At 61.8% G+C, this 12,292-nt stretch carries 10 protein-coding genes; 2 read left to right on the top strand and 8 right to left on the bottom strand.

Annotation, left to right across the window (positions count from 1 at the left end):
* Nucleotides 1-62: 62 nt before the first annotated feature.
* Complete coding sequence (arr, locus tag NLY36_RS00135) at nucleotides 63-479, bottom strand: NAD(+)--rifampin ADP-ribosyltransferase (protein ID WP_023696562.1); 417 nt, start codon at nucleotides 477-479, stop codon at nucleotides 63-65.
* A 462-nt stretch (nucleotides 480-941) separates the two neighbouring features.
* Between arr and gltX the strand changes: the two genes are divergently transcribed.
* Both gltX and gltA read left to right on the top strand, forming a co-directional pair.
* Nucleotides 942-2,366 (top strand): glutamate--tRNA ligase, encoded by a 1,425-nt coding sequence (gene gltX, locus NLY36_RS00130; RefSeq protein ID WP_023696561.1) that lies wholly within the window; start codon nucleotides 942-944, stop codon nucleotides 2,364-2,366.
* Between the two features lie 181 nt (nucleotides 2,367-2,547).
* Nucleotides 2,548-3,879 (top strand): citrate synthase, encoded by a 1,332-nt coding sequence (gene gltA / locus NLY36_RS00125; RefSeq protein WP_023696560.1) that lies wholly within the window; start codon nucleotides 2,548-2,550, stop codon nucleotides 3,877-3,879.
* 143 nt (nucleotides 3,880-4,022) lie between these two features.
* Here the strand turns inward: gltA and lpxB are convergent, their stop codons facing one another.
* The 7 genes from lpxB to rseP form a co-directional block, all read right to left on the bottom strand.
* Nucleotides 4,023-5,201, bottom strand: a complete 1,179-nt coding sequence (lpxB, locus tag NLY36_RS00120) for a lipid-A-disaccharide synthase (protein ID WP_023696559.1) — start codon at nucleotides 5,199-5,201, stop codon at nucleotides 4,023-4,025.
* Nucleotides 5,191-6,093 (bottom strand): LpxI family protein, encoded by a 903-nt coding sequence (locus tag NLY36_RS00115; RefSeq protein WP_023696558.1) that lies wholly within the window; start codon nucleotides 6,091-6,093, stop codon nucleotides 5,191-5,193. Before NLY36_RS00115 ends, lpxB begins: the two co-directional genes overlap by 11 nt.
* Entirely contained in the window at nucleotides 6,080-6,913 is an 834-nt protein-coding gene (gene lpxA / locus NLY36_RS00110; RefSeq protein ID WP_023688575.1) for an acyl-ACP--UDP-N-acetylglucosamine O-acyltransferase, read from the bottom strand. Before lpxA ends, NLY36_RS00115 begins: the two co-directional genes overlap by 14 nt.
* 15 nt (nucleotides 6,914-6,928) lie before the next feature.
* Nucleotides 6,929-7,381: a 3-hydroxyacyl-ACP dehydratase FabZ gene (gene fabZ / locus NLY36_RS00105; protein WP_023684696.1), complete on the bottom strand. Its 453-nt coding sequence runs from the start codon at nucleotides 7,379-7,381 to the stop codon at nucleotides 6,929-6,931.
* 1 nt (nucleotide 7,382) lies between these two features.
* Nucleotides 7,383-8,441 carry a UDP-3-O-(3-hydroxymyristoyl)glucosamine N-acyltransferase gene (gene lpxD, locus NLY36_RS00100; protein WP_023688576.1) on the bottom strand — a complete coding sequence of 353 codons (1,059 nt, stop codon included), beginning with the start codon at nucleotides 8,439-8,441 and terminating at the stop codon, nucleotides 7,383-7,385.
* Between the two features lie 77 nt (nucleotides 8,442-8,518).
* On the bottom strand, nucleotides 8,519-10,891 hold the full coding sequence (gene bamA, locus NLY36_RS00095; RefSeq protein ID WP_023696557.1) for an outer membrane protein assembly factor BamA: 2,373 nt from the start codon (nucleotides 10,889-10,891) through the stop codon (nucleotides 8,519-8,521).
* A gap of 217 nt (nucleotides 10,892-11,108) precedes the next feature.
* Nucleotides 11,109-12,251, bottom strand: a complete 1,143-nt coding sequence (rseP, locus tag NLY36_RS00090; RefSeq protein WP_023696556.1) for an RIP metalloprotease RseP — start codon at nucleotides 12,249-12,251, stop codon at nucleotides 11,109-11,111.
* Between the last annotated feature and the right edge of the window lie 41 nt (nucleotides 12,252-12,292).

Genomic DNA, 12,292 nt, shown 5'->3' with positions numbered 1-12,292 from the left:
GCGCGAAAGTCCGTGCGGTCGCGTCCACCGCGCCGGAATTGACCATCACTCGCCAAGGACGCTCAATCCTCAATCATATCCCGGCCCTCCGCCCTCAGGCGAGCAAGCCCATCGTGCATTGCCTTCAATTGTTCGGGTGTATGACCCTGCCATTCAGCGAGCTCCCCCAGGATGAGTAACGGATCACGGGAGCGGTAGGATTTCGTCGGATTACCGGGAAATTTTTTATCGGTCAGGTTAGGGTCATCCATGAAAAACCCCGTCGGCTTTACGATGTAAATCCTTTGACGACCGTCACCCGTTGCAAGCTCTGCTCCCCAGATGGCGGCTTCCAGTGTCTGGGTGAAATAGATCCATGACAGTGGTTTACCTCTGAAATTGGAAGGGTGGCCGACGCTCAGCAGATCCCCGGGTTTCAAATCCGCCCGGGTGCCATGGTAGAACGGATCACCCTCCGTATGGTCAGCGTTTCTGGTCATCGGTAGTCCTTCTTTCAATCATGCTTCCTTAGTGGCGAGACCGGACTGCACACAGTTGCGGTGTTCACGATAATGATTGCAGAAAGGTCAATATGCGTGACCAAGCCAACGCTGTCACGGCGGCGTTGTAGTCGGGCAGTGCCGCATCCGTGAAGAAATGTCCGCTCGTCAGAGGAGGCTACCACCGTCGCAGCGATGTTCCAGGCACTGTGACGGACGCTGCAGCCGAATGAAACCCAGACATTGACGCTGCTGCCAAATGAGGTTGCGCGGAGGTGCGAACAGATTTTGTGCTACAAGGCTCCGGCGCCCGTTGACGCAACCGATAATTGGCGACGTGCCCCGGCCTCATCCAGCCATCGGGTCTGCCCCTTGCGCCCCAGACCTCCTATGCTACATGAACGCGCAAAGCGCGAAAGCCCGCGCGATCACGCCCCGCTTTCCAAGGTTCCCGAGAGTTCCATGTCCGACACGGTCGTCACCCGTTTTGCCCCCTCGCCCACCGGCTATCTGCATATAGGCGGCGCGCGCACCGCACTGTTCAACTGGCTGTACGCCAAGCACACCGGCGGCACGATGGTGCTGCGCATCGAGGACACCGACCGCGAACGCTTCAACGAGGCGGCGACACAGGCCATTCTGGATGGGCTGACCTGGCTCGGCCTTTCCTGGGACGGTGAGGCCATATCGCAGTTCGAGCGCGCGCCACGCCACCGTGAGGTGGCCGAGGAGCTGGTGCGCCTGGGCAAGGCCTATTACAGCTACGAGACCCCTGCCGAGCTCGAGGCGATGCGCGAGGCCGCACGCGCCAAGGGCTTGCCGCCGCGCTACAATGGCGCGTGGCGCGATCGTGCCCCCTCGGAGGCGCCTCCCGGCGTCAAGGGCGCCATCCGCATCAAGGCGCCGACCGAGGGCGAAACCGTGGTGCACGACCGTGTGCAGGGCGAGGTGCGCTTCCCCAACAAGGACCTCGACGATTTCATCATTCTGCGCTCGGACGGCAATCCGACCTACATGCATGCCGTCGTCGTCGACGACCATGACATGGGCGTCACCCACATCATCCGTGGCGACGACCATCTGACCAACGCCGCGCGCCAGACGGTGATCTACAACGCCATGGGCTGGGACGTCCCGTCGATGTCGCATATCCCGCTGATCCACGGCGCCGACGGCGCCAAGCTGTCGAAGCGGCACGGCGCACTCGGTGTCGAGGCTTATCGCGCCATGGGCTATCTGCCCGAGGCACTGCTCAACTATCTGGCGCGGCTCGGCTGGAGCCATGGCGACGACGAGATCATGTCGATCAAGGACATGATTTCGTGGTTCGACATCGGCGATGTCAACAAGGGTGCGGCGCGTTTCGACTTCGCCAAGCTCGAGTCAATCAACGGCGCGCATATGCGCAAGATGGCCGATACCGAGCTGTTCGACATTTTCGTCGCCACTCTGCCATACCTCGAAGGCGGATCTGCTATCGCCGCCCGTCTCGACGACGCCAGGAAGGCGCAGCTGCTGGCCGCCTTGCCGGGCCTGAAAGAGCGCGCCAAGACGCTGGTGGAACTGGCCGATGGCGCGGCCTTCCTGTTCGTCGAGCGGCCGCTGCCGATCGACGAGAAGGCGGCAGCACTGCTCAGTGCCGACGCGCGCGCGATCCTGCGCGGCGCACATGCCGCTTTGCAGACTGTTTCGGGCGATTGGTCGGCTGCCGCGGCTGAAGCCGCGGTGCGCGAGTTCGCAGCGGCCGGCGGCCACAAGCTCGGCGCCGTGGCCCAACCGCTCCGGGCGGCCCTTACCGGCCGTAGCACCTCGCCCGGCGTGTTCGACGTGCTTGCCGTGCTTGGCCGCGAGGAAAGCCTGGCGCGGATTGCGGATCAAATCGATTAGGAGCGAGCTGGCCCAAAAAGATTGGCATTGAAAGGCGGGTTTCGCAGTGCAACATTAGGCCTTGGCCCAATCAGGCACGCACCTCCCAAAATGCGGTGGCGAGTTCGCGCATTCCGGTGATTTCGACGTGTCGTTTGCAGGAATTGCCTTGCCGGCATGAGGAACATGAAGGAGTTTGAGAATGAGCGAAGCTGCGACAAGACTGGAAACCGGCAGCAAGACGACGCACCCGTCGACTGCCACGCTCGAACTGGCCGGCAAGACGCATGAATTCAAGGTGCGAAGCGGGTCGGTCGGGCCCGACGTCATCGACATCGGTGCGCTCTACAACACCACCGGCGCCTTCACCTACGATCCCGGCTTCACTTCGACGGCGAGCTGCGAGTCGGCGATAACCTTCATCGACGGCGATGCCGGCATCCTGCTTCACCGCGGCTATCCCATCGACCAGCTGGCCGAGCATGGCGACTTCCTCGAAGTCTGCTACCTCCTGCTCTACGGCGAACTGCCGACCAAGGCGCAGAAGGACGATTTCGACTACCGGGTGACGCGCCACACCATGGTGCACGAGCAGATGTCGCGCTTCTTCACCGGCTTCCGCCGCGACGCGCATCCGATGGCTGTGATGTGCGGCGTGGTCGGCGCGCTGTCGGCCTTCTATCACGACTCCACCGACATTTCGGACCCGTATCAGCGCATGGTCGCCTCGATGCGGCTGATTGCCAAGATGCCGACGATTGCGGCCATGGCCTACAAATACCATATCGGCCAGCCCTTCATTTACCCGAAGAACGAGCTGAACTTCGCCGCCAACTTCCTGCATATGTGCTTTGCGGTTCCGTGCGAGGACTACAAGATCAATCCGGTGCTGGCGCGCGCCATGGAGCGCATCTTCATCCTGCATGCCGACCACGAGCAGAACGCCTCGACCTCGACCGTGCGGCTTGCAGGCTCGTCGGGCGCCAATCCGTTCGCCTGCATCGCCGCCGGCATCGCCTGCCTGTGGGGCCCGGCGCATGGCGGCGCCAATGAGGCGGCGCTCAACATGCTGGGAGAAATCGGCCATGTCGACCACATCCCGGAATTCATCGCCCGCGCCAAGGACAAGAACGATCCGTTCCGGCTGATGGGCTTCGGCCATCGCGTCTACAAGAACTACGATCCTCGTGCGAAAATCATGCAGAAGACGGCGCATGAGGTGCTCGGCGAACTCGGCATCAAGGACGATCCGCTGCTCGACATCGCCATGGAGCTGGAAAAGATCGCGCTGACCGATTCCTACTTCATCGAAAAGAAGCTCTATCCGAACGTCGATTTCTATTCCGGCATCACGCTGAAGGCGCTGGGCTTCCCCACCACCATGTTCACCGTGCTGTTCGCGGTCGCGCGCACCGTCGGCTGGATCGCGCAGTGGAAGGAAATGATCGAGGACCCGCACCAGAAGATCGGCCGCCCGCGCCAGCTCTACACCGGCGCGCCGGAACGCGACTACGTGCCGATTGCGAAAAGGTGAAAGAGAGTGAATGGTGAATGGTGAATGGTAAGTAGTGAATAGCAGGTAGTAAGTAGCAGCTTGATTATAGGTGAGAGCGCGTTAATCCTATTCACTATTCACTATTCACTATTCACTTTTCACTATTCACTATTCACTATTCACTAAGCCCTACTCGCTCTCCCGATGTGGCGAAGAACGACATCGGCGGCGATGTCGCCGGAGGGTCTGTCCGTGGCCATGCGTCTGGCAACCTCGGCAAAGCCACCCTTTTGCCAGGCGCGGTAGGCGGTGTCTGAGAACAGTGCCTCGAGCTGCCGCGCCAGATAGTGCGGCCGCACATACTGGTTGTAGCTTTCCGGCACGACCGGCCGGTCGGCAATAAGGTTGGGCAAAGCAGCGCTCCACACCGTGATCAGGCTCTGCGCCATCAGCATGATCGGATCGAACTTGTAGCAAGAGATCATCGGGACACCCGACATCGCCAGTTCCAGTGACACCGTTCCAGACGCGATCAGCGCCGCATCGGCCTTGCCGAAGGCCTGCCACTTGCGCTCGGGATCGAGGATGACTTCCGGCTCCTGATCCCAGCGCGCCACCGATGTTTTGACCAGTTCGGCGACATGCGGCACCGTCGGCAGCAACAGCCGCAGCCGGTGGCCACGCGCGCGCAGCGCCGACACCGTCTCGCCGAACGGACCGATAAGCCGGCTCACCTCGCCGCGCCGCGACCCTGGCAGGACGAGCAGCGTCTTGACGTGATCGGCCGAGAGATCGCGTGGCTGGGCTTGCGCCCTGGCCGCGCCCAGCACGCCTGGATCATGCGTGAGGCGATGTCCGACGTAAGTGCCGGGCGGGCCGCCGAGACGGCTGAGCTCCTTTACCTCGAAAGGCAGGATGCACAGTATGTGGTCGACATAGGGCTTCATCGCGGCCGCCCTACCCGGCCGCCACGCCCAGACGCTCGGGCAGACATAATGGACGATCGGGATCGACGGATCGGTGGCGCGGACCTTTTTGGCGACGCGCAGCGAGAAATCGGGGCTGTCGATGGTGATCAGACAGTCGGGTTTTTCGGCGGCGACAGCACTTGCCGTCTGGCTGATCCGCCGCATCAGGCGCGGCAGGTCACGCAGGATCGCGCTGAGCCCCATCAGCGCGATCTCGGCGCCGTCGAACAGCGGCGCCAGTCCGAGCGCCTGCAGATGCCGCCCGCCAGTGCCGACGAGTTGCACCTCGCGCCCGGTCATGCGCTTCAGCGCCTGCACGATGTCGGCGCCCAGCAGGTCGCCGGATTCTTCGCCGGCGACGATGGCAATCTTCAGCGGCTTCTCAGCTGCCATGGACAGACTCCGCAGCCGGCAGGCCGAACACGAACAGGCCGAGCGCATTGGCGTGCGCGAGAACGGCGGGGCCTTCGAGGATGAGCGAACGGCCGGCTTCGACGGCAATGCCGGCGAGCCCAGCGGCATGCGCCGCCTCGACGGTCTGGGGGCCAATAGATGGCAGATCGGCACGCAATTCCTGGCCAGGCTTGGCGCATTTGACCAGGACACCGCGCGTCTTGCCGGCCAGCCTGCCATGGCCGCGCAACTGCTGCGTCCGCTCGAGCAGTCCGTGGGTGCCCTCGACGCCTTCCAGGGCAACAGTGCGGCCACCGATGGCAATTGCCGCCTGACCAATGTCGAGCGCGCCGATGGCCTTTGCCGCCGCGTGTGCCGCCTCGATATCGCGCCAGTCGGACTTTCGCGGCACTGCTTTGGTCAGCGGCCCTTCGGCCGCGACGAGCCGGGGCACGACTTCATGCGCACCGACAACCTTGACGCCCCGTGCCTCCAGGCCCCGGGTCAATATCTTCAACAGCCCGTCATCGCCGCGGGCAAGCGCCATGGCGAGCGAGGGTATAAGTGCCAGTAGCCCAAGGTTCGGACGCATGTCGACCAACCGCGGCCTGCGCCTGATCTCGCCGGCAAGCACAAGATGGGTGATTCGCCGGCGCCTCAGCAACGCAACCAGCGAGCCGATGTCTTCCAGCGCAAGGCTTTCATGCTCATAGATTGTGAGGTCGGACTGACGGTCGGCCTGACCTTCGACCAGGATGATGACGGGCGGATGTCCGGCCTCCGCCAGGCCGGCGGCAACTTCGACCGGCAAGCTACCGCCGCCGGCAATGATGCCGACCCTGGCGTCCGGCGCAAGATCGAGGCCCGTTGAAGTGGCCTCAGCCTTCGTCATCGGCATCGTCGCCGTCGCCACCCTTAAGCGACGGGACGGCAAAATGCCGCTTGCCGCGACTGGTGATGAAATCGATGATTTTCATGGCCGTCGGCGACGACGCAAACTCGGCCTTGGCGAATTCGATGTTCTCGCCGACAGTGCGGGAGCGGTCGAAGATGGTCTTGTAAGCCTTGCGCAGCAGGTAGATTTCGGCGCGCGGCAACCCGGCGCGCTTCAGGCCGATGATGTTGAGTCCACGCAGGCTGGCGCGATTGCCCACTGCAATGGCGTAGGGAATGACATCGCCGACAAAAGCCGAGCAGCCGCCGAGAAAGGCGTTGTCACCAACACGCACGAACTGATGAACGGCGCTGAGGCCGCCAATATAGACGCTGTCACCGACCTCGCAATGGCCGCCCAGGGTCGCGCCATTGGCGAAGGTGGCGTTTTTACCGACGACGCAATCATGGGCAATGTGGGCATAGGCAAGGAAATTGCCGTTGTCGCCGACGGTCGTCTCGCCGCGGCTGGAATCGGTGCCGAGATGCATGGTCACGCCTTCGCGGATCGTGCAGTTCTGGCCGATGACCAAAGTGGTGCGGCCGCCCTTGTGCTTGGTGTTCTGCGGCGGTCCGCCCAGTGTCGCCATTGGATAGACCTTGGTCGCGGCGCCAATGGTTGTCGCGCCCAGCACCGAGACATGGCTGACCAGTTCGACGCGGTCACCGATCACGGCGTCAGCGCCGACATAGCAGAAAGGTCCTATTGCGGCGCCTTCGCCGATCTGCGCGCCGGCCTCGATGACGGCCGAGTGGTGGATTGAAGTCTGTATTTTCATGAGCATTTCGAACCGTCAGCCGGTAACCATCATTGCCGAGATCTCGGCTTCGGCGGCCTTTGTGCCCTCCACCATGGCCTCGCAGGCGAATTTGAGCAGGTTGCCGCGCATCTTGATTTTCTTGACGTGGATTTTCAACTGGTCGCCCGGCACGACCGGTTTGCGGAATTTCGCATTATCGATGGTCAGGAAATAGACCAGCGACGGCTTTTCCGTGTTGAGGTTACGGATGCAGATCGCGCCGGCGGTCTGCGCCATGGCCTCGACGATGAGCACGCCCGGCATCACCGGCTGATCCGGGAAATGGCCCTGGAAATGCGGCTCATTGATGGTCACGTTCTTGATGCCGATGGCAGAATCATTGCCGTCGATTTCGATGATGCGATCGATCATCAGGAAGGGATAGCGATGCGGCAAAAGCTTCATCAACCCCAATATATCGACCGCTTCGAGCGTCGCCGGCACCATCTCAGCTACTTCCCCCTTCGCCCTGCTTGCGCGTCCTGGCGAGCTTCCTCAGCATGGCGATCTCGCGCATGGCTTCCGCCATCGGCTGCGCCGGATAGCCTCCCCAGATCTCGCCCGCCGGCACGTTGCTCATGAACCCGCTTCTTGCAGCAAGCTTGGCCCCTGATCCGATGGTCAAATGATCGGCAAGGCCAACGCCGCCGCCCATGGTGACACCATCACCGACGGTGACGGAGCCGGAAATACCAGAGAGCCCGGCAATAATGCAATTGCGGCCGATGCGAACGTTATGGGCGATCTGCACCAGATTGTCGATCTTGGTGCCCTGACCGATGACCGTATCCGACATGGCGCCGCGATCGACGGTCGTGTTCGAGCCGATTTCGACATCGTCCTGGATGATGACGCGGCCGACCTGCGGCACACGCTCAGGGCCTTTGGCGCCGCCGACAAAGCCGAAGCCGTCCTGGCCTATCCTGGCGCCGCCATGAATGATGACGCGGTTGCCGATCAGCGCATACTGAACACTGACACCCGGCCCAATGTAGCCGTCACGGCCGATCTGGCAGGAGGGGCCGATAACGGCGTGGGGGGCAATGACCGTTCCGCTGCCGATGGAAGCGCGGGGGCCGATGACCGCTCCGGCCTCGATGATCGCCCCGGCCTCGATATGCGCCGAGGCATCGACATGAGCTTGCGGCGAGACCCCGGTTTCGCTGGTCATCGGTCCCGGCGTAGCCGCCGTCGGGAACAGCAGCCGGCCGATCATGGCGAAGGCCTGCTGCGGGCGCGGATGAACCAGAACCGCGATGCCGGCCGGCGCCTTGCCCGCGAACTCGGCGGGACAAAACACGGCCGCCGCTTTCAGCGACTGCATCAGCGCGAAATTGCGCTTGCCGTCGACGAAGACGAGCGCACCCTCGCCGCCTTCATTGGCTGGCGCCAACGCATCGATCGATATGTGGGCAAGATCGGAATCGACGAGCGATGCGCCGGTCAGATTCGCGACTTCGCCGGCCGTATACCGGCGTGATGGCGCGAAGAACACCGGATCGGTCATTCCAGAAGCAATATCCAGCTAGGTCGGATCAATTCTCTTCCGGACCCCAACGGCCCGGAAGCATCGTTACCGCAAGATCAGAAGCGGCTCGACATGCCGAAGTTGAATTCCTGCACGTCGTCGGTCTTTTCCTTCTTGACGGGCATCGCGTAGTCAATGCGGATCGGGCCGAAAGGCGATGACCACAACAAGCCGACACCAACCGAAGCGCGCAACTCTAGATCAGTTGAAGCTTGAGTAACCCCGGCGACGTTAATCTTGCTGCCATACAGTGTGGCGGCATCAGCAAACACGGCGCCGCGCACACCAAAGCTTTCCGGAATGACCGGTATCGGGAACTGAGCTTCCGCCGACGCATTGAAATAGGTGGTGCCGCCAAGGTGGTCACCCGTTGCAATATCCGCAGGACCGATGCCACCATACTCGAAGCCGCGGATCATGCGGTCGCTGCTCTGGAACTGATCGAAGATACGCAAGCCGTTATCGCCATAGCCCGCAATATGGCCAGCACCGCCCGAGATCAGGCCGACCAGATCCAGCTGTTCGGACAGCGTCTGGTAGACGGTGCCACGACCGGTAACCTTGACGAATTTGGCATCACCACCAAGGCCGGCCACTTCCACGGTGGTGGTGGCGTAGATGCCTTCATGCGGGCTCTTCATGTCGTCGATGGTGTTGTAGACCAGCCCAAGGCTGACCGACGACTTGATCCACGGGCTTTCGTCAATTCCCTGGACGATCGCCGGAGATATCTTGCAGTCGGCGTCAGGAATCCCATCGTGAGGCGTGTCATCGCAACCGTCGTCGAGCTTGTATTTCTCCTGGGCGATATTGTACGCCAGCTGGGTCGAGATGTTGTCGGTGATCGGCAGACCGAACCGAACTGTCGCGCCCAGGGTCTCGCTGTCGTATTTGCTGTAATTCCGGGTCTGCTGGAAGATGTCGAAGCCGGCAGCGATACGGCGCCCGAGGAAATAGGGTTCGGTGAAGGACAGGCTGTAGTCGCGCGAATTCTTGCCGCCACCCGCCGAAACCTTGATGTACTGGCCACGACCGAGGAAGTTGCGCTCCGCGACCGAACCTTCGACGGACGGACCGGCAGTGTCGCCACCGGTCGAATAACCTGCGCCGACAGAGAACTCGCCGGTCGATTTCTCAACCACGTCAACCACGAGCACGACCTGATCAGGTTCCGAGCCCGGCACGGTGGAAACGTCGACTTTCTCAAAATAATCCAGCCGTTCCAGCCGCTTCTTCGCGCGCTGGATCAAGACCTGGTTGAAGGCGTCGCCTTCGCTAACATCGAATTCACGACGAATGACATAGTCGCGTGTGCGGTCGTTGCCGCGGATTTCGATGCGCTCGATATAGGCCTTGGTGCCCTGGTCGATCGTATAGACGACCGAAATGGTGTGGTTCTCGAAGTTGCGATCGCCGCGCGGCGTCACCTGGGCGAAGGCATAGCCCGAACCCGCGACCTTTTCGGTCAGCGCGATGATGGTGTCCTCGACATCCTTGGCGTTGTAGACGTCGCCCTTGTGGGTCTGAACCACCGATTCCAGCGCCTTCGAGTCGACTTCGGGAATGGTGCTCTCGACGCTGACGTCGCCGAACGTATAGCGGTCGCCTTCCTGGACGGTGATGGTAACGGTGTACTGGTTGGTCGTGTCGTCGAGCTCGCCGACAGCTGAGACCACCTGGAAGTCGGCATAGCCGTGATTGTAATAGAAGCGGCGCAGCGATTCCTGGTCGGCGCGGAGCTTGTCCTCGTCATAGACGTCGTCACGCAGCACGAAGGACAGGAAGCTCGAGCGCTTGGTGGCGATGACGTCAGACAGGCGGCGGCTCGAATAGGCGCTGTTGCCGACGAAATTGACAGCGGCGATCTTGGTGCGGCCGCCTTCGTTGATGTTGAAGACCACGTTCACGCGGTTGTCGCCGAGATCCATGATCTGCGTCGTGACAGCGGCGTCATCGCGGCCAATTCGCCTGTAGGCAGCCTTCACCGCCTCGACATCGGAGTCCAGCGTTGCCTGCGAAAACGTCCCGCGCGGCTTCAACTGCACGGCGACTGCCAGCGCGTTGTCCTTGAGCTTCTTGTTGCCCTGGAACAGAACCTGGTTGACGACCTGGTATTCGGTAACCTTGACTACCAGCGTCGAACCGACCTGATTGATCTGCACGTCCGAGAACAGCCCGGTGCCGAACAGCGCCTTGACCGCATCGTCGATATCGGCGCTGGAAAACGCCTTGCCCGGCTTGATCGTGATGTAGTTGCGGATGGTGTCGGCGTCGACACGCTGGTTGCCGCTGACCTCGACTCTCGAGACAACGGCTGCCTGCGCCGCAGATGTGGCAACGAACTGCACGGCGAGCGCACCTGGTACAACCAGAGCGGCGGACATAGCCACCGCGGACGCGGCGCTCAAAAATTTGGATGCTGCCTTCATCGGGCTTTTGTACCTTTTCTCGAAGTCCCCACGGCGAGAAAACCGGACGTGCGGTAATTTCTCCTACCGTATTAACCGGATTTTCCCTACACGCAAGGCTTCTGGTTAATTTGTAATTACTTAACCCTGATGCGTGGCTTTCGCGTCACGCATACCCCCGTGCATGGTAAACGGCGTCTCAACATTGCCGGTGTTGAAGCCAAATTTCTTCATGATTTCAGCACCCAAACAGATCGTTCCAGAAGACGAAGCCCATAAATCCCAGCACCAGAAAGAGGCCGGCCCGGTATCCCATTTCCATCATCCGCTCCGATACCGGACGCCGGAAAACGGCTTCGAGTGCGTAGAACAGGAGATGGCCGCCGTCGAGGGGGGGAATCGGCAAAAGGTTCAGAATTCCGATCCCGACCGACAGGCCGGCGACGAGTTGCACCAGCCATAGGAAGCCCAGCTTTGCCGCCTGCCCCGACATCTTGGCGATCTTGATCGGGCCGCCCAGCTGGCATTTGTCTTCGCGGCCGACAACGAATCGCTGCAGGAACTGGCCGGTGCGCTGAATGACGTGCCCCGTCTCCTCGACCGCGGCGCCGACTGCTCCGACAGGGCTGTAGGTGATCAGCCTGGGCTGGCCGACATCCTTGTTGTTGACGACGCCGATGACGGCCACCTTGACCTTGTTGCCCAGTGCGTCCAGCTGCTCGATCGGCTCCGGCGTCGCGACGACCGTGACCTCCTTGCCGTCGCGCAACATGGTGAAGGTGATGGCGTCGCCGCCGCGGCCCGAAACTAGGCGCTGGACGTCGGCGAAGGTCTCGACCTTGCTGCCGTCGACGGCGATGAATCGGTCGCCTGGCAAAATGCCGGCCCTTGCGGCTGGACTGCCGGCGGTGACCGCCGCCACCATCGGCTCAAACACAGGGCGGCCGTAGAGGGAAAACAGCACGGCAAAGACGGCAATGGTCAAAAGGAAGTTGAACAGCGGTCCGGCCACCACCGTGGCGGCGCGTTTCCAGATGGGTTGCGTGTGGAAGGCGACCTTGCGTTCAGCGTCAGTCAGCGTTTCCAGATCTTCCGAACTCGGCTGGCTCGACGTGGCGCTCATGTCGCCGACGAATTTGACATAACCGCCGAGCGGTATGGCGCAGAGCTTCCAGCGCGTGCCGTGGCTGTCGTTGAAGCCGAGAAGTTCGGGGCCGAAGCCGATCGAAAAGGCCTTCACGCCAATGCCGCACCAGCGGCCGACCAGGTAATGGCCCATTTCGTGAATGAAGACGACCACGGTCAGCACGAACAGAAACGGCACCAGCGTGCCGAGGACAAAGCCTTCCGTGCTGAAAAACGCGTGAAGAATTTCGTTCAAGTCATGCCCTCAAATTCACCCGCGGCAAAAGGTGTCGCCGC

Source organism: Mesorhizobium sp. C399B (genome assembly GCF_030323185.1).
Classification (GTDB): Bacteria; Pseudomonadota; Alphaproteobacteria; order Rhizobiales; family Rhizobiaceae; genus Mesorhizobium.
Note: the sequence above shows the minus strand (reverse complement) of the source record. Positions and strands in the feature narration are given on the sequence as shown.